Annotated in this window: 16 protein-coding genes and 1 pseudogene; 9 read left to right on the top strand and 8 right to left on the bottom strand. The window is 44.6% G+C overall.

Going from position 1 to position 17,362, the window contains the following annotated elements; genetic code table 11:
• Nucleotides 1-94: 94 nt before the first annotated feature.
• From hemY to hemC, 4 genes are read right to left on the bottom strand one after another with little or no spacing between them, the layout of a single operon-like run.
• A complete protein-coding gene (gene hemY / locus VY86_RS06510; RefSeq protein WP_046974362.1) occupies nucleotides 95-1,306 on the bottom strand; it encodes a protoheme IX biogenesis protein HemY in 1,212 nt (403 codons plus the stop codon).
• Nucleotides 1,307-1,309: 3 nt separating this feature from the next.
• The gene (hemX, locus tag VY86_RS06505) at nucleotides 1,310-2,443 is read right to left on the bottom strand and encodes a uroporphyrinogen-III C-methyltransferase (protein WP_046974361.1); all 1,134 of its coding nucleotides are present in this window, start codon (nucleotides 2,441-2,443) and stop codon (nucleotides 1,310-1,312) included.
• Between the two features lie 20 nt (nucleotides 2,444-2,463).
• A complete protein-coding gene (gene hemD / locus VY86_RS06500) occupies nucleotides 2,464-3,204 on the bottom strand; it encodes a uroporphyrinogen-III synthase (protein WP_046974360.1) in 741 nt (246 codons plus the stop codon).
• Nucleotides 3,201-4,142: a hydroxymethylbilane synthase gene (gene hemC, locus VY86_RS06495; RefSeq protein WP_046974359.1), complete on the bottom strand. Its 942-nt coding sequence runs from the start codon at nucleotides 4,140-4,142 to the stop codon at nucleotides 3,201-3,203. The genes hemD and hemC overlap by 4 nt, the downstream gene beginning before the upstream one ends.
• A 592-nt stretch (nucleotides 4,143-4,734) precedes the next feature.
• Here hemC and VY86_RS06490 point away from each other — a divergent pair.
• Entirely contained in the window at nucleotides 4,735-7,311 is a 2,577-nt protein-coding gene (locus tag VY86_RS06490; protein WP_046974358.1) for a class I adenylate cyclase, read from the top strand.
• Nucleotides 7,312-7,339: 28 nt separating this feature from the next.
• Here VY86_RS06490 and cyaY read toward each other — a convergent pair whose 3' ends face one another.
• Nucleotides 7,340-7,660 carry an iron donor protein CyaY gene (gene cyaY, locus VY86_RS06485; protein WP_046974357.1) on the bottom strand — a complete coding sequence of 107 codons (321 nt, stop codon included), beginning with the start codon at nucleotides 7,658-7,660 and terminating at the stop codon, nucleotides 7,340-7,342.
• Nucleotides 7,661-7,738: 78 nt separating this feature from the next.
• On the opposite strand from cyaY, the gene lptM reads away from it, so the two are divergent.
• The 8 genes and pseudogenes from lptM to VY86_RS06445 form a co-directional block, all read left to right on the top strand.
• The gene (gene lptM / locus VY86_RS06480) at nucleotides 7,739-7,924 is read left to right on the top strand and encodes an LPS translocon maturation chaperone LptM (RefSeq protein ID WP_046974356.1); all 186 of its coding nucleotides are present in this window, start codon (nucleotides 7,739-7,741) and stop codon (nucleotides 7,922-7,924) included.
• A 47-nt stretch (nucleotides 7,925-7,971) separates the two neighbouring features.
• Nucleotides 7,972-8,796: a diaminopimelate epimerase gene (gene dapF / locus VY86_RS06475; RefSeq protein WP_046974355.1), complete on the top strand. Its 825-nt coding sequence runs from the start codon at nucleotides 7,972-7,974 to the stop codon at nucleotides 8,794-8,796.
• A gap of 33 nt (nucleotides 8,797-8,829) precedes the next feature.
• The gene (locus VY86_RS06470; protein ID WP_046974354.1) at nucleotides 8,830-9,534 is read left to right on the top strand and encodes a DUF484 domain-containing protein; all 705 of its coding nucleotides are present in this window, start codon (nucleotides 8,830-8,832) and stop codon (nucleotides 9,532-9,534) included.
• On the top strand, nucleotides 9,531-10,442 hold the full coding sequence (gene xerC, locus VY86_RS06465) for a tyrosine recombinase XerC (RefSeq protein ID WP_046974353.1): 912 nt from the start codon (nucleotides 9,531-9,533) through the stop codon (nucleotides 10,440-10,442). Before VY86_RS06470 ends, xerC begins: the two co-directional genes overlap by 4 nt.
• On the top strand, nucleotides 10,442-11,158 hold the full coding sequence (yigB, locus tag VY86_RS06460) for a 5-amino-6-(5-phospho-D-ribitylamino)uracil phosphatase YigB (RefSeq protein ID WP_046974352.1): 717 nt from the start codon (nucleotides 10,442-10,444) through the stop codon (nucleotides 11,156-11,158). The genes xerC and yigB overlap by 1 nt, the downstream gene beginning before the upstream one ends.
• Nucleotides 11,159-11,224: 66 nt before the next feature.
• Complete coding sequence (gene uvrD / locus VY86_RS06455) at nucleotides 11,225-13,387, top strand: DNA helicase II (protein ID WP_158019920.1); 2,163 nt, start codon at nucleotides 11,225-11,227, stop codon at nucleotides 13,385-13,387.
• A 95-nt stretch (nucleotides 13,388-13,482) separates the two neighbouring features.
• Nucleotides 13,483-14,433 (top strand): magnesium/cobalt transporter CorA, encoded by a 951-nt coding sequence (gene corA, locus VY86_RS06450; protein ID WP_046974350.1) that lies wholly within the window; start codon nucleotides 13,483-13,485, stop codon nucleotides 14,431-14,433.
• A 220-nt stretch (nucleotides 14,434-14,653) separates the two neighbouring features.
• Nucleotides 14,654-14,923: pseudogene (locus tag VY86_RS06445) on the top strand (Rpn family recombination-promoting nuclease/putative transposase); the annotation flags it as partial.
• Nucleotides 14,924-15,206: 283 nt separating this feature from the next.
• Here VY86_RS06445 and VY86_RS06440 read toward each other — a convergent pair.
• From VY86_RS06440 to VY86_RS06430, 3 genes are all read right to left on the bottom strand, one after another.
• Nucleotides 15,207-15,674 carry a GNAT family N-acetyltransferase gene (locus VY86_RS06440; RefSeq protein ID WP_046974348.1) on the bottom strand — a complete coding sequence of 156 codons (468 nt, stop codon included), beginning with the start codon at nucleotides 15,672-15,674 and terminating at the stop codon, nucleotides 15,207-15,209.
• Between the two features lie 17 nt (nucleotides 15,675-15,691).
• Nucleotides 15,692-16,582 carry an EamA family transporter RarD gene (rarD, locus tag VY86_RS06435; RefSeq protein ID WP_046974347.1) on the bottom strand — a complete coding sequence of 297 codons (891 nt, stop codon included), beginning with the start codon at nucleotides 16,580-16,582 and terminating at the stop codon, nucleotides 15,692-15,694.
• 119 nt (nucleotides 16,583-16,701) lie between these two features.
• Nucleotides 16,702-17,172 (bottom strand): thioesterase family protein, encoded by a 471-nt coding sequence (locus VY86_RS06430; RefSeq protein WP_046974346.1) that lies wholly within the window; start codon nucleotides 17,170-17,172, stop codon nucleotides 16,702-16,704.
• Nucleotides 17,173-17,362 lie beyond the last annotated feature (190 nt).

Here is a 17,362-nt window from a genome sequence, read left to right as displayed (position 1 = left end):
AAAATGCCCTCGTATGGGGGCATTTTTAATCAATGGCATGAATAACGTGTAAAGGAATGTTGATCGATAGATCATAAAACTCTGGTGTCAAATGTTAGCTGACACTATTCATTACATCACTCTCGCGTTTCAAAGTTAGCACCAATCCCTCACGGCGAACCTGTGCCGCTTCTTCCGGTTTGTGTAACTTATCCAATGCATCTGCTAACCAGGCATAATCATGGGCATCTGGCCGCTGATCTAATGCGGCTTTAAAATCTTTTGTTGCTTTTTCCCATTCTCCATGACGCAAAGCAACCTGTCCAAGAGTACTGTTTAGCAGAGGGGTTGCGCCATGTTGCTTTAACTGATGGTCCAGCGCTTTTTGTACTGGCTTTGGATCTTCACTTTTTAACCGCGGAATCAACAACAATAAACGTTCATCGTATTGACGTTTTAAACTTTCAAGGATGATTTTTTGTGCAGTTTCATGATCATCACATTCAATCAAATGCTCAGATATCGCAACCTGCAAAACCACATCATGGCGAATTTTACGGCTTTGATCATGCCACCAGCGTTTTAAACCTTCGCTGCCTTGTTCTGCCATATATTGATTCATCAGACCGATATAGGCTTGTTGACGCAGCTTATGAATTTGCGATTCATCATGCAGATGGATTTTCTCCATTGTTGGCAGTATATCAATCAGTGACTGGTAAGCTCCCGATCTTGTATAAGCCTGTTCAGCCAGGCGTAAAACTTCTGGATGGCGTGAAGCTTGATTCAGAAGTTTGTCTATACCGTGGCGAGCTGCATGAATTTCACCTTGTACCAGTTGAATACGTACACGGGTAATATCCACAGGTAACTGATTATTGTCTGCGACTTCTGCCGCACGTTCCAGATACTGATTGGTACGGAATTCATCTCCACGTTGTTGAGCTGCTTCGGCTGCCAGCAAGTAGTTGACTACAGGTTGTTCTGCATGATCAGCATTACGGGTCAGTAATTGCTCAACTTGTTTAAAATCGCCTTCGGCCAGTTTAATTAGCGCTTCTTTTGTCTGAGCATGAGCGCGGTGGCGTTTACGTCCGAGGAACCAACCACGGGTACGGGAACCTGTACGCATGACTCTGCGGTAGCACCAGCCAAGGAAGCAGAGCACCATTTGTAACAGAACAAATATAATGAACAGGCTGGTAACACTGGTTTCAATATTGTACTTATCAGTCTGAATCAGAACATATCCCTGATGACCCGCAACTATTGGGCCAAGCACAATACCAATAATCAGTACAACAAACAGTAACAAAACTTTCAGCATAACTTAGCCTTCCTGGTGGGTTTCAGAGGACTGGGACAGCAAGTTGCGAACCCGGGTTTGCATCAGTTTTTCCAGTAAAGGCTGACTTGAAAGATGATCGGGTATCGTCATGGAAACAGGTTGCTGACTGAGTGAATCAATTTCTTCCAGAAATGCTTTGGTATTTGGATCGTTGATATCAAAGTAAGCTCTGACCCAGGTTGAAACCGTTTCCAGTGACTGTTTAAAAACTTCACCCTGATGACGCGGTATTGCTTGAGCGGCAATCAACAGACGGGCACGGATGTTCTCCCGTAGATAAATATCCTGATTTGGCGCCAGTAATGGTTCTGCTGTAGTATCGCGGCGACGGATAGTAATAAAATTATCCATAAAACTGTTCCAGCTTTTATTCAGATTCTGACGCCATTCAGATAATGTGCTGGTTAATTCATCATTGTCTGCATCCATAGGTGAACCATCAATTGTGTTGTCAGCCAGACGCAGATTATCTACCTGGTTAGAGAGTTGGTTAACCCGCAGGATGGCGCCATCAAAATCAACCTGATTGATGGCAGATAATGCGCTGATGTCCTGTGTAATTGCACGACGGATTTCAATCAGGCTTGGATCATTCATCTCAGCGAGACTGGCATCTGCATTTTTCAGGAGGGCTGCGGCGGTGACGACATCTTGATCATTCCATAATTTCCGTCCAGCCATTTTGACCAAAAAGTCAGCTTGCGCCAATAGCCAGCTTTTTATGTCAGAACTGGATAACGAAGAGATTCTGGCTTGTAACTCTTGCAGGCGATTATCCAGTTGATCATTTTGTGCTGCTTGTGCGGCAAAATGGTTTAAAGATTGCGATTGTTCTTTGAACAGAATTTCAATACGTTGTTTATCTTGTGATTGCTGTTGTTTTAATGATTCCAATTGTTGGCGTAGTTCATGGTTTTCCACGCGGAGTAAATGGCTTTGTTGTTGTCCGTAGTAATAAAGACCGCCACCGATTGCCAGAATAATTGCAATAGTAATGATACTTCTCAGTGTGCCAGAACGTTCTTGTTTTTGAGGCGCTGTTTCAGGCTGTTGCGAGTTTTCAACCGTATTTATTGTTTTTTTAACCGTCTCGGCGGACTGTTTTTGTTCCGTCATAGTGGGCATCCCATGTCAGTTTATTCTAGTGCCTGAATTAAGGCATCGTTGTCTGCACTTTTTGCAACTTTAACATCTTGCCAGCCCAGGCTCTGGGCGATGTGTGCGAGACGCTCGCTTACCACAACAAGGCGGCAATTTAATAACCACCCATTCCGATCACTTTCGGGTATTAAGTTATATAACAGTTGCAGTATTTCGCCACTGGTTACAATTAAAGTCTGTACTCCATATTTTTGCCAATAGGCGCTGAATTCTGCTGCCGGATAGTCTACTGGTTGGCGAAGATAGCATTCACAATAACTAACTGAGGCCCCTCTTTCTGTCAACGTGCGGGCAATAACCTCACGTCCTCCATTTCCTCTGAGCAGCAAAGCCTGTTTATTTTCAACCTGATGTAATGATGGTAGTTCCAGCAGGATTTCGCTGGTTTCACCCTCTGATGACCAGATGATATTTATATCAGTCAGTTGATGAAAGGCCAGTGCGGTTGATCTGCCAATAGAATAATAAATCAGCTTGTCAGGCCATGACAGATTAATTTTATTTAACTGTGAATTTGCATAATGAACTGCATTTTTTGACAACAGAAATACCATATCACCGGCATTCAGTTGATTGACCTTCTTAGCTAACTGTGGCAGCTCTGAGCCTGGGTGAATATTGATTAAAGGTGCGCTGAAAGCAGTTTTTCCCGCTGCCTGTAACTTTCTGACTAATTCCTCTCCGACAGGATAAGGCCGTGTCACCAGAATACTCATGTGGGAGGATTTCCTTGATAAACGTCGGCCAGAATTGCTCTCGCTCCCCGTTCCAGCAACTCTTCTGCCAGCTCAACTCCTGCCTGGCTGGCATCTTTTGGTAAGGTTGTTCTCTCACCACGAATAATAACGCTGCCATCCGGCGCTCCAACTAATGCCCGTAGCCAGATTTTTCCATCCTGCCAGATGGCATAGCTGCCTATTGGTACTTGGCAACCGCCTTCCAGGCGGGTATTCATCGCCCGTTCGGCAAGAACACAGATTTCTGTATCATAATGATTTAATGGTGCCAGCAGAGCTTGTGTTTGCTGGTCGTCAAGGCGGCATTCAATCCCCACGGCTCCTTGACCAACGGCAGGTAATGATTGTTCTACAAACAATGGCGTACGGATACGTTCATGCAGTTTTAACCTTTTCAATCCTGCAACAGCGAGAATGATGGCATCGTAATGACCATTATCCAGCTTATTCAGGCGGGTGCCGACATTACCCCGAAGGTCACGGATAATCAGGTCGGGACGTAATTCACGGAGTTGACACTGACGGCGTAAACTAGATGTGCCAACAATGCTGCCTATTGGTAGTTCATCAAGAGAGTTATATTTGGCAGAAACAAAAGCATCGCGCGGATCATCACGTTCACAAATAGTGACTAAGCCAAGTCCTTCAGGAAAAGAGATCGGTACATCTTTCATTGAATGAACCGCGATATCGGCCCGGTCTTCAAGCAGAGCCAGCTCTAATTCTTTGACAAATAGCCCCTTGCCGCCCACTTTTGCCAGAGGGGTGTCCAGAATGATATCGCCTTGGGTTACCATCGGAACCAGTTGAACTTCCAGGTCTGGGTGATGTTGCTGTAATTTTTGTTGAACATAAAGTGCCTGCCACATAGCCAGAGGGCTTTGACGGGTTGCGATACGGATGTTTTTTGTTGACATGGATGTTTGTATTTCTCAGGCTTTTCAGCCGTCATATAAATGAAAAACTAGCACTCGTTTTAACACTTCAGCAGCTTTTTTTCCAGTTAAGGGCTGAGAAGAAAATATGCAGATTAGATTAAGGCATAAAATAAATTTTAATTTTTAAATTATTTTATATCGATATAAGTAGATTAATTTAAATATGAGTTAACTTTTCCAGTAAATTATTTCTGTAATTAGAGAATCTTGAATGAAAAGAATGACTAATTAAAATATAGCTAATGGGTAATTTTTATGAGGCTACTGATAAAAAAACATTAGATACATTACTTGAAAAATGAGCAGAGAAAATTTCCTTCATAAAAGAAAGTATAAAAAGTGTGGTTTTTCTGATTATTCATATATATAACAATATGTTATTTAGTTTTTCAACGGGTGTCACATCGCAATTCAATTGCTTTACTGACTTTACGGTTTATCTACAAGATGTTAAATTGATCACGTTTCCGGTAATAAATTGGTAAAAATCATTCTAAATAATTCCATTAAGTTATAACAGCCGGAAGCGGGGGATTTATCTGGGCACTGGAACTCAATCGGGCGAGACGTCTTGTACCTTTATATCGAAACACTGAAGCAGAGACTGGATGCGATAAACCAACTCAGGTTAGAACGCGCCTCCACCGCCATGAGTGCGGAATTTAAACAGGTATACAGTTTACTGCCAGTATTATTGCATTATCATCATCCGATGATGCCAGGTTACATTAATGGTAATGTTCCCTACGGTGTATGTTTTTTCGTGCATGATGAATCACAAAAATCTTATCTTGATGATTTAGAAAGTAAATTAGAACACGCCATAGAACAGCCTGCCAATGGTCAGCTTCCTATTACCGGTATTTACTCAATGGGGAGTACTTCGTCAATCGGGCAAAGCAGTTGTTCTGATTTGGATATTTGGGTATGTCATCAGTCATGGCTTGATAATGATGAGCGCCTCCTGCTGCAACGTAAGTGTACGCTTATTGAACAATGGGCGTCAGCGCTTGGCATCGAAGTCAATTTTTTTCTTATTGATGAAAACCGCTTCCGCCATAATGCCAGTGGGAGTCTTGGCGGTGAGGATTGCGGTTCTACTCAGCATATTCTGTTACTTGATGAATTTTACCGTACTGCTGTGCGTATGGCAGGTAAGCGTTTGTTATGGGAAATGGTGCCTGTAGAAGAAGAGCGCCATTATGACGAATATGTTTTATCTCTTTATGCGCAAGGTGTTTTGACGCCAAATGAGTGGCTTGATCTCGGTGGATTAGGTGAACTGTCTGCTGAAGAATACTTTGGTGCTAGCTTATGGCAACTCTACAAAAGTATCGACTCACCTTATAAAGCCGTATTGAAAAGCTTGTTGCTGGAGGCATATTCCTGGGAATATCCCAATGGTAAGTTACTGGCAATGGAGATGAAACAGCGTCTGCATGCGGGTGAAATAGTTTCATTTGGCCTTGATGCATACAGCATGATGCTTGAGCGTGTTACCCGCTATCTGATAGAAATTAATGATACGACTCGCTTAGATTTAATACGTCGATGCTTCTATTTAAAAGTTTGTGAAAAGCTCTCTCTAAACCAGGATGATGAAGGTTGTACCGGTTGGCGACGTCAGGTTTTGACTCAGTTGGTATATGAGTGGAAGTGGGATACAGAGCGGTTGGGAATTTTGGATAACCGCAACTCATGGAAAATTGCACAGGTTCGTGATGCCCATAATGAACTGCTTGATACCATGATGCAGAGTTACCGTAACCTTATCCGTTTTGCCCGCCGTAATAATCTGAGTGTCAGTGCCAGCCCACAGGATATTGGTGTGCTGACCCGTAAACTCTACGCTGCATTTGAAGCGTTGCCGGGTAAGGTGACGCTGGTTAATCCACAGATTTCACCGGACCTGTCAGAGAAACATTTAACATTTATTTATGTGCCTCAAGGACGAGCAAATCGCAGCGGCTGGTATCTTTACAATCAGGCACCGATAATTGAATCAATTATCGGCCATCAGCCTCTGGAATATAATCGTTACCTCAATAAACTGGTGTCGTGGACCTATTTTAACGGCTTATTGACAGAAAAGTCCTGTATTCATATTCATAATGGTGAAGCCCAGTGTGATGAACTGAAGTTGCATGAATTGATTAACGATATTTCCCTTCATTTTCCTATCCGTTTGCCCGCACCGACACCAAAAGCGCTCTATAGTCCGTGTGAAATCCGCCACTTGGCGATTATTGTTAATCTGGAGAAAGATCCGACCGCGGCGTTTTCTAATCAAGTTGTGCATTTTGATTTCCGTAAGCTTGATGTATTCAGTTTCGGAGAATCGCAACAGTGTTTGGTGGGAAGCATCGACTTGCTTTACCGCAATTCATGGAATGAAGTGAGAACGTTACATTTTAGTGGCGAGCAATCTGTTTTGGAAGCATTGAAAACCATATTGGGTAAAATGCATCAAGATGCTGCACCGCCGGCGGCTGTTGAAGTATTCTGTTACAGCGATCATTTACGCGGGCTTATCCGAACCCGAATCCAGCAACTGGTATCTGAATGTATTGAGTTGCGTTTATCCAGCAATCGCCAGGATCCGGGCCGTTTTAAAGCACTGCGCATTGCGGGTCAGACTTGGGGGCTTTTCTTTGAACGGCTTAACGTATCTGTGCAGAAATTGGAGAATGCCGTAGAATTCTACGGGGCAATTTCGAATAACAAATTGCATGGGTTGCCGGTGAAAATTAATACCAAAGAGACACATTTGCCTGCTGTGGTTGATGGCTTTGCCAGCGAGGGTATCATCCAATTTTTCTTCGAAAACACTCAAGATAATAAGAGCTTTAATATTTATATCTTGGATGAAACCAATCGGGTGGAAATTTACTCTCATTGTGAGGGGAGTAAGGAAGAGCTGGTGCGCGACGTCAGTCGGTTTTACTCTTCATCGCATGATCGGTTTACTTACGGATCAAGTTTTATCAACTTTAACCTGCCACAGTTTTATCAAATTGTGCAAATGGAGGACCAAATTCAGGTTATTCCATTCAGTGGATCCTCTTTTTCACATTTGTGTGTGACTAATGATGGGGAAACTGGCGGAGAAGAGCAGCCGGAACTTTATCGTTCTGTGTCGCATTACTGATTTACCCCGCTGCGCGGGGTAGGTTCAATCAATAAAAATTGAACAGTTCACCACTCTGTTCTGTGATGGATCGCGCCAACATGGTCAGGAAATTGCCATTGCTACGGTCACAAATCCACTGACCCTCTTTATAGTCAAAATGGTAACCACCGTTTTTGGTTGCCAGCCAGATTTGATGGAAAGGTTCCTGACGATTGATAATAATTTTGCTGTCATTATCAAAGCTCAGGGTCATGACACCGCCATTGGTTTCACAGTCGATATCAGCATTGCCATCATAATTATCCAGTTGCTCTTCGATATAAAGCATCAGTTGGTCAGCTAACTGATGAAATTCACTGTCGTTCATCTTCAATTCCTATTTGCTTTTCGGGGCCTAACTGCGATTATAGAGAATATTGACGTATGAATTACAGGCATTAATGCAATGAAGAAAAAATTACGCGGGTTTCTGGCTATTATAACTTTATTTATACTTTCCGGCTGTGGACTAAAAGGCCCGCTCTATTTTCCTCCAGAACAACCATCGGCAGAGAAGACGACGACCATGGCTCAGACTCCCGTGAAGACTGTGCAACAAGGGCAGAAAGTGGATAGCACCGCTCAGAAATAAGCGAAATAAGCTGGTAGTTCGTGCTGCGGCTTACGGTGGAGCATTATATGCAGTTCTCCAAAATGCATGGTCTTGGTAATGACTTTATGGTCGTTGATGCTGTGACCCAAAATGTTTATTTCTCACCAGAACTGATCTGCCGTTTGGCTGACAGGCATACTGGTGTGGGCTTCGATCAGCTGTTAGTTGTTGAAGCACCTTATGATCCGGATTTGGATTTTCACTATCGCATTTTTAATGCTGATGGCAGTGAAGTGGCACAGTGTGGCAATGGGGCGCGTTGTTTTGCCCGTTTTGTCCGCCTTAAGGGATTGATTAATAAGCGTGATATTAAAGTTAGTACTCAGTCGGGACGTATGGTATTGAGTATTACCAATGATGATCAGGTTTGCGTGAATATGGGGGAACCTGAATTTGAGCCACATCTTGTGCCATTTCGCGCGTTAAAGGCAGAAAAAACCTATATTTTAAGAGTGGTAGAAAGAACGGTTCTTTGTGGTGTGATTTCCATGGGGAATCCTCATTGTGTGATTCAGGTGGCAGATGTGGAAACTGCTGAAGTGGAAATTCTGGGGCCAGCTCTGGAAAGCCATGAAAGATTTCCTGAACGGGCTAATATTGGTTTCATGCAAATTTTAAACCGTGGTCATATTTGCTTACGGGTTTATGAACGTGGTGTTGGGGAAACTCAGGCTTGTGGCAGTGGTGCTTGTGCAGCGGTAGCCGTCGGCATTCAACAGCAACTGCTCGACAGTCATGTTCAGGTAGACTTGCCGGGAGGTTCACTGTTTATCTGTTGGGAAGGGCCGGGCAAACCTCTCTATATGACTGGGCCGGCGACGCATGTTTATGATGGCACAATTCATCTGTAATCGATTTTGTTTTGAACTGCGGGGCATCGGAAGATGGAGAAAAAAGAAGAGCAGTTAAACATCGCTGGTACACTCAATGATCAAACTGTTGTGGATTATTTGTTGGAAAACCCCAATTTCTTTATCCGCAATGCACGTGTCGTTGAACAGATACGGGTTCCTCACCCGATAAGAGAGACGGTTTCTCTGGTTGAATGGTATATGAATCGCCAGAGAACACACATTACTTATCTGGAAGAAAATATAACCCTGCTAATGGAACAGGCTAGAGTGAATGAGCAACTTTTCGAGCAGTTGCTTAAACTGCTTGTTGATTTAGCGGCGGCAGAGAGTTTGCAAGATATGCTTAGTCGATTGAATTCATGGGCTAAGAATCTGGGGTTAAATAGCGCTAATATCCGTCTTTTCAGTGATAAATGGCATATTGGTGCACCGCTTAATGCGTCTGATTTAGCGCTTTCCCGCAATGCTTTTGAGCCAATCCGTATTCATCGTTTTGGTAATAGTGACCACTATCTCGGTATGTTGAACGGGCCGGAAATTTTATTGTTGTTACCACAGGTTCGTCATGTCGGTTCGGTTGCTATATCTCTGCTGGGAACTCGGGGAGAGCTGGGTATGATGATATTTAACAGTCGTAATTATCAGCATTATCAAGACGGCATGGGAACTGACATACTTGATCATCTGGCTAAATTACTGCCGGATATACTGTCTCGTTGGATTAAACAGATATGACGCAGGGAATTGAGCTGTTACTGGAGCCGGTTGAGGCATTTTTGCGGTATCTCAGGGTCGAGCGCCGGCTAAGTCCGGTGACTATCACTAATTACCGTCGCCAGCTTTCGACATTAGCTGGGATGGTTTTAGAAATAGGTATCAGGCAATGGAAAGATCTTGATCCTGCGAAAATCAGAATGTTGGTAACACGTAGCCGTCGTGCTGGCTTACAGTCGGCTAACCTGGCTTTGCGCTTATCTTCTCTGCGTAGTTTCCTTGATTGGCAGGTAACTCAGGGCGAGATTGCTGTTAATCCGGCAAAGACCATCAGTACGCCGGGAACCAAGCGACATTTACCGAAAAATATTGATGTGGATGAAGTGGATCAACTGCTGAACATCAATTTCAATGATCCATTATCAGCGCGTGACCGGACGATGCTTGAAGTAATGTATGGTGCTGGATTGCGTTTGTCAGAGCTGGTGGGCCTTGATTGCCAGCATCTGGATCTTGAAAGCGGGGAAGTATGGGTTTCAGGTAAAGGCAGTAAAGAGCGGAAGATCCCTTTGGGGCAGACTGCTGTTGAATGGCTTAATCGCTGGCTGGAGATGCGGGAACTGTTCGAACCGGAGGATAATGCGGTTTTTATTTCAAACAGCGGACGGCGGATATCAACCCGTAATGTACAGAAGCGATTTGCGCAGTGGGGAATTCGTCAAGGGATGAGCAGCCATATTCATCCGCATAAATTGCGCCACTCTTTTGCCACACACATTCTGGAATCCAGTGGTGATTTGCGTGCAGTTCAGGAACTGCTTGGTCACGCCAGTTTATCCAGCACACAAATCTATACCCATCTGGATTTCCAGCATTTGGCAAAAGTGTATGATGTGGCCCATCCCAGAGCCAAACGGGGGAAATCGTAATGCGTTTTTACCGGCCTCTTGCGCCAGTCTCAGCAATGACATTTGATCTGGATGATACCCTTTATGACAATCGTCCAGTGCTAGATAAGACGGAAGAAGAGGTGCTGAATTTTATACGGCAATATGATCCTAAGTTCAGTCACCTTGATCGTCAGGATCTGTATGCTTTCCGTGAAGTGATATTTGAGCAAGATCCTGAAATCTGCCATGACATGACCTTGTGGCGTTGGCAGTCTGCAAAGCTGATGTTTTGCCATTATGGTTTTAGTCGTGAAGATGCCTGCCGGGGCGCGGATGATATCATGGCCCATTTCTCCCACTGGCGTAGCCGGATTGATGTGCCGGAATCAACACATAAAACCCTTGCTGCGCTTGCTGAACAGATGCCATTGGTCGCCATTACCAACGGTAATGCGGAACCGGCGGCCTGTGGTCTTGCTCCTTATTTCAAATTTGTGCTGAAAGCTGGCCCTGATGGGCGCGCAAAACCTCATAGTGATATGTACCGTCTGGCAGCAGAGCGCTTGGGTTTACCACTTGGAAAAATTTTGCATATTGGTGATGATCTGAATACTGATGTGGAAGGGGCACTTCGTAGTGGTATGCAGGCTTGCTGGATGAATACAGAAAATAAAAAACTATTACAGACGATTGAGAGCCGCCTGTTGCCGCACATTGAGATTTACAATTTGGCTTCTTTGACAGCATTGATATAATCATGAAATTATTCTGTATAAAAACACAGCAGGCTGTGGTCGCTGTTTAATCAATTGATGGTAACTATGGACATCTCCTATCTGCTCGAAAGTCTGAATGACAAACAACGTGAAGCCGTAGCTGCTCCGCGGACAAACATGTTGGTGCTGGCCGGAGCAGGGAGTGGTAAAACCCGGGTTCTGGTACACCGGATTGCCTGGTTGTTGTCGGTGGAGAATGCTTCGCCATTTTCCATCATGGCCGTGACCTTTACCAATAAGGCGGCTGCGGAAATGCGCCACCGGATTGAAAACCTGATTGGTACTAGCCAGGGTGGAATGTGGATTGGTACGTTTCACGGTCTGGCTCATCGTTTGCTACGGGCGCATCATTTGGATGCCAATTTGCCGCAGGATTTTCAGATTCTTGATAGCGAAGATCAGCATCGTCTGCTCAAACGCATTATCAAGGCGATGAATCTGGATGATAAACAATGGCCGGCTCGTCAGGGTATGTGGTACATCAATGGTAAAAAAGATGAAGGGTTACGGCCACAGCATATTGAAAGTTATGGCAACCCTGTTGAGGCGACGTGGCAGAAAATTTATCAGGCTTACCAAGAGGCGTGTGATCGCGCGGGATTGGTAGACTTTGCAGAGCTGCTGCTGCGAGCTCATGAACTGTGGCTGAATAAACCGCAGATCCTGCAACATTACCGTGGCCGCTTTACCAATATTCTGGTAGACGAGTTTCAGGACACCAACAGCATTCAATATGCCTGGATCCACCTGTTGGCGGGGGAAACGGGTAAAGTGATGATTGTCGGGGATGATGATCAATCTATTTATGGCTGGCGTGGGGCACAGGTTGAGAATATTCAGCGTTTCCTGAAAGACTTCTCCGGCGCAGAAACTATCCGTTTGGAGCAAAATTACCGTTCCACCAGTAATATTCTGAAAGTTGCCAATACACTGATTGCCAATAACAGTGATCGCCTGGGCAAGAATTTGTGGACTGACGGTGTAGAAGGTGAACCGATTTCCCTGTATTGTGCATTTAATGAGCTTGATGAAGCCCGTTATGTGGTTAGTCGGATTAAAAGCTGGCTTGAAAATGGCGGTGCACTGAAAAGCTGCGCCATACTTTACCGCAGCAATGCCCAGTCCCGTGTACTGGAAGAAGCGTTGTTACAGGCATCAATGCCGTATCGTATTTATGGTGGTCAGCGGTTCTTTGAACGTCAGGAAATTAAAGATGCGTTAGCTTACCTGCGCTTGATTGCTAACCGTAATGATGATGCGGCGTTTGAACGGGTGGTGAATACACCTACCCGTGGCATCGGTGACAGAACGTTGGATATAGTGCGCCAGGCTGCCCGTGAACGGCAGGAGACGTTGTGGGAGTGCTGTCAAATATTGCTTCAGGAGAAAGTGCTGGCGGGTCGGGCCGCTTCTTCCTTACAGCGTTTTATTGAACTGATAGAAGCACTATCGACAGAAACTGGTGATATGCCGTTACATGTGCAGACTGACAGAGTTATCCGCGATTCTGGCCTGCGTGCGATGTACCAGCAGGAAAAAGGTGAAAAAGCCCAGGCACGTATTGAAAACCTTGAGGAACTCGTCACTGCGACCCGCCAGTTCAGTTATCAGGATGAGGACGAAGATCTGATGCCATTACAGGCATTTCTTTCTCATGCAGCGCTAGAATCTGGAGAAGGTCAGGCTGATGCTTATCAGGATTCTGTGCAACTGATGACATTGCATTCAGCCAAAGGGTTGGAATTCCCACAGGTATTTATTGTTGGAATGGAAGAAGGCATGTTCCCAAGTCAGATGTCGATTGAAGAAGGCGGGCGTCTGGAAGAGGAGCGTCGACTGGCTTATGTTGGCCTGACACGTGCAATGGACAAGCTGACAATCACTTATGCAGAAAGCCGCCGTTTATATGGTAAAGAAGTTTATCATCGGCCATCTCGCTTTATTAGGGAACTGCCGCCAGAATGTATTGAAGAAGTCCGGTTACGTGCGACAGTATCTCGTCCAGTCAACCATAGTCGGTTAGGTACGCCAGTCAGTGCCAATGATAGCGGTTATGCCCTTGGACAACGTGTTCGTCATCCTAAATTTGGTGAAGGAACCATTGTCAATATGGAGGGGAGTGGTGAACATAGCCGGCTGCAAATTGCGTTTCATGGGGAAGGGATTAAGTGGCTGGTTGCTGCTTATGCCCGGCTTGAAACGGTCTGAAAATAATATCCAGGTTGAATGTTGACAGGCTTTTTCCTCTAAGCGTAACATTCGCGCCTTACGATCACGTAGGGAGTAAAGGAGACTTATGATACATGCTGAGCGCATTTAAGTTAGAGAATAATCGCCTGCTCCGTCTTGAGTTTGAAGAGGGAGAAAAGTTATCTGACTCCTTGTGGGTAGATTTGGTCGAACCGGAAGAGCAAGATCGGCTTCAAGTTCAAAATGAATTGGGCCAAATTCTGGCAACCCGACCGGAATTGGATGACATTGAGGCGTCGGCGCGTTTTTTTGAAGATGAAGACGGGATACACGTTCACTCGTTCTTCTACTTTGAAGACGCGGAAGACCATGCTGGCAACGCAACCGTTGCATTTACCATTCGTGATGGTCGTCTCTATACATTGCGAGAGCGTGAACTCCCTGCATTCCGATTGTACCGTATGCGTGCCCGTAATCAGACATTGGTTGATGGTAATGCCTATGAAGTACTGATGGATCTGTTTGAAACCAAAATCGAACAGTTGGCTGATGTTATCGAAAATATTTACAGTGTTCTGGAATCCCTGAGCCGGGTCATTATGGAAGGGAAGCAGGGGGATGAGTTTGATATCGCTCTGTCCAGCCTTGCTGAACAGGAAGATATCGGCTGGAAGGTACGTTTGTGTCTTATGGATACACAGCGGGCGCTCAACTTTCTGGTGCGGCGTGCCCGTCTGCCGGGAGACCAGCTTGAGCAGGCCCGTGAAATTCTGCGGGATATCGAATCTCTGCTGCCACACAATGAATCCCTGTTTCAGAAAGTTAACTTCTTGATGCAGGCTGCAATGGGTTTTATCAATATCGAACAGAGCCGGATTATCAAAATCTTCTCGGTGGTATCTGTGGTATTCCTGCCCCCAACGCTGGTGGCTTCCAGTTATGGTATGAATTTTGAATTTATGCCGGAGCTTCATTGGTCGTTCGGTTATCCGGGTGCGATCGGGCTGATGATCGCGGCGGGTCTTGCGCCGTATCTTTACTTTAAGCGGAAGAATTGGTTGTAATATATAGTAAAAGTTATCACTGGTCGCGTTACTTCCGTGGGTAAAGTTTTACACATGATTGCACGCAGAAACTAGCTTATTGATAAGTCCTGAATTCTGTAATCCATAGAATTTAGGACTTTTTCATTTTTCACCTTCTGCTACGGTTTATTCAGATAGCTCTATTGAATGCCAGCAGTCTCAAATACGTAGATTAATCTGAACTTCGCTTGCCTGCGACACCAATAAATTCCCGCTGGTAGATGTGACGGTAATCCCGGACGATGAAATCCTGACGCATAAACGGGTCGCGCTACTGGAAATGGTGCAAAAGCATATCCGGCAGCGAGATATGGCGGAGCTGCTGCAAGAGTTGGTCATACTGCTGGCGTATAATTACTATACGGATGAACAGTTAAAAAGCGTGTTAAACTACTTATTACAGGCGGGAGATACCGCCGATCCAGAGGGTTTTATCCGGCGACAGGCAGAACAGTCCCCGAAGTATAAGTATCGACCGTGAAAGGTGATGAAAATCACCGGACTGAGCTTGAACAAATGTCTGACAAACTTACTGTTGATACGTTATCGGCATAAAAATACTTGAGTTAATGCACGAAACGCATAGAATCAGCACATTTACATTCCAAGCGATAAGACCGAGTCTGAATCTACGTGCTTCTGAAATCTTTGTTCTTAAGCAGAGCTGAGGTTAAGTAGCCTAAGGTGCCTTAGGTATGCGTTTTTGACTGAACATGTAATTAATGGAGATACTAAGGCATGATTAATTTACTCTATATCTTACTTTCATTGTGTACTCCTTTTATCATAAAAATTGCTGTCCCTAATTGAGCGCGTTTTTCCCCTAAACGTTCAAAACCAAGAGCAATATAAAACCCTTCGGCTTGAGGATTAGCCAGCACCCGCAATGATGTTCCTCCTTCTGTATGAACGTTATTCAGTACTGTTTTCAATAACTGTCTGCCAACACCTTGATGCCAGACAGTGGGTTCAACAAATAATCCATCAAGTTCAGCATCTCCATCAGATTGTGGTAATACAACACTGAAACCCAAAATGACGCCAGCTTGTTCCGCAATATAAACATACCCCACTTCAATATGTTCTATCGGGAGTTCTATCGTGTGGGGATTGGCTAATAATAATTCCCGATCTTCTTCCCACATGAGAGATGCACGTAACTGGAGTGCTTCAAGGGCAGCTTGTTCTGCAATTTCAGCCAGTCTGATGGTTATTTCCATGTCGTAAACTGATTCTGTTATTTTTTCGACCTGCGCTGTGTATAAAGCGCATCCAGTGTAAACAGCACTAATGCTGCCCAGATAAAGCCAAAAGTAATCAGGCGGTCTGTACCTATTTGCTCGCCATAGACCAGTATTGCCAGTAAGAACATCAACGTTGGGCCGACATACTGGAAGAAACCCAGCGTAGATAGACGCAAATGGGCAGCGGCTTCCGTGTATAACAGTAATGGAACCGTGGTGATAATGCCTGCGGCAACCAGCAGTAAATTCAGTGTCGTTGAGTTGGTGCTTAAATCGCTGGTTGGGGTGTTGGCAAACCCAAACAGGTAAATAGCTGCAACCGGCAGTAACCACAGTGTTTCAATCGTCATACCCGTTTGAGCATCAACATTCATCTTCTTACGAAGCAGGGCATACAGAGCGAAAGTGACGGCCAGACTTAACCCAATAATGGGGACAGAACCAAATTGCCATAACTGGATTAACACGCCAGTGAAGGCCAGCGCAACGGCAGCCCACTGCATCCGGCGGAAACGTTCACTCAGAAACAGCATACCAAACAAAACGTTAACCAGTGGACTAATGAAATAACCCAGGCTGGCTTCCAGCATATGACCGTGGTTCACTGCCCAGATATAAATCAGCCAGTTACAGGCAACAATGGTCGCCGTCACTGCCAGTAGCAGTACTTTTTTAGGTTGACGAAAAACGTTGGATACCTGTGACCAGTGACGCGTCACGGTTAGCAGCAGCAACATAAAGAAAAATGACCAGATAATACGATGCGTCAGGATTTCGTCGGCAGGTACTTGCTGAATGTACTTAAAATAAACTGGGGCGATTCCCCAAATAAAGCAGGCACCGAAGGCGTACAGAACGCCTTTGGTAGTTTGTGGCTTATTCATGTTGTCCTAATGTAAATAAAAAGGTGTAAAGAGTGTAATGGATTTCTGCCCGTTAACATGAAAATAATATGTCACCGGGCTGAATATTACGCAAGGGATTAATATCTAAAATGATATGACTAACCGACCAGGTAAGTCGCTGTTACACTGGCGATATGTGCTCTCTGCTCATTATGCAGTTCAGCTCTGGCGACAGAAACTTTATTTCCATTGCGGATAATACTGCTGGTGGCCGTAAACACTTCACCACGGCCAGGACGTAGATAATCCACCCGCAAATCAATCGTTCCCATTGTAGATAATCGCTTTTCTAATTCTTCTCGTGGAATGGGTGTTATACGGGCTAAGGCATTACCGACACAGACCAATCCGGCACAGACATCCAGCACTGATGCAATCACACCGCCATGTAAAATCTTCTGTGCGGTATTTCCTACCAGCTTACTTTGATTATGGAACTGTATTTCTGCGTAATCCTGTTCAAACCGGAGCAGCTCAAGCCCTAATATCTGGTTAAAAGGCATATGGTAAATAAAAAAATTACCAATTAGCTGGCGGGCTTCCTCCAGAGTCACTTGCGTTATCGACATTTAATTTATCCCCAAATAAAAGTACGTGTTATTAATACCACTTTATATAGTTAATGAATTGTTAATGTTATGCTTTTATTGCCAACCTTACCAGTTTGCGAGGCGTCTCGAGAAACAATCTGAGCAAAATTAAAGTTCGAGTGTAAAATAATCTGTGTTGCCTTTTTGACGCTTTATAAATAACAACCGT

Origin of the sequence: Photorhabdus thracensis, assembly GCF_001010285.1 — a bacterium.
GTDB classification, from domain to species: Bacteria; Pseudomonadota; Gammaproteobacteria; order Enterobacterales; family Enterobacteriaceae; genus Photorhabdus; species Photorhabdus temperata.
This window is presented reverse-complemented; position numbering and strand designations above follow the sequence as displayed.

Excerpts from the sequence above, each read along its gene's own strand:
- hemY (WP_046974362.1), bottom strand. The coding sequence starts at position 1,306 with ATGCTGAAAGTTTTGTTACTGTTTGTTGTACTGATTATTGGTATTGTG.
- hemX (WP_046974361.1), bottom strand. The coding sequence starts at position 2,443 with ATGACGGAACAAAAACAGTCCGCCGAGACGGTTAAAAAAACAATAAAT.
- hemD (WP_046974360.1), bottom strand. The coding sequence starts at position 3,204 with ATGAGTATTCTGGTGACACGGCCTTATCCTGTCGGAGAGGAATTAGTC.
- hemC (WP_046974359.1), bottom strand. The coding sequence starts at position 4,142 with ATGTCAACAAAAAACATCCGTATCGCAACCCGTCAAAGCCCTCTGGCT.
- cyaY (WP_046974357.1), bottom strand. The coding sequence starts at position 7,660 with ATGAACGACAGTGAATTTCATCAGTTAGCTGACCAACTGATGCTTTAT.
- lptM (WP_046974356.1), top strand. The coding sequence starts at position 7,739 with ATGAAGAAAAAATTACGCGGGTTTCTGGCTATTATAACTTTATTTATA.
- dapF (WP_046974355.1), top strand. The coding sequence starts at position 7,972 with ATGCAGTTCTCCAAAATGCATGGTCTTGGTAATGACTTTATGGTCGTT.
- VY86_RS06470 (WP_046974354.1), top strand. The coding sequence starts at position 8,830 with ATGGAGAAAAAAGAAGAGCAGTTAAACATCGCTGGTACACTCAATGAT.
- xerC (WP_046974353.1), top strand. The coding sequence starts at position 9,531 with ATGACGCAGGGAATTGAGCTGTTACTGGAGCCGGTTGAGGCATTTTTG.
- yigB (WP_046974352.1), top strand. The coding sequence starts at position 10,442 with ATGCGTTTTTACCGGCCTCTTGCGCCAGTCTCAGCAATGACATTTGAT.
- uvrD (WP_158019920.1), top strand. The coding sequence starts at position 11,225 with ATGGACATCTCCTATCTGCTCGAAAGTCTGAATGACAAACAACGTGAA.
- corA (WP_046974350.1), top strand. The coding sequence starts at position 13,483 with ATGCTGAGCGCATTTAAGTTAGAGAATAATCGCCTGCTCCGTCTTGAG.
- VY86_RS06440 (WP_046974348.1), bottom strand. The coding sequence starts at position 15,674 with ATGGAAATAACCATCAGACTGGCTGAAATTGCAGAACAAGCTGCCCTT.
- rarD (WP_046974347.1), bottom strand. The coding sequence starts at position 16,582 with ATGAATAAGCCACAAACTACCAAAGGCGTTCTGTACGCCTTCGGTGCC.
- VY86_RS06430 (WP_046974346.1), bottom strand. The coding sequence starts at position 17,172 with ATGTCGATAACGCAAGTGACTCTGGAGGAAGCCCGCCAGCTAATTGGT.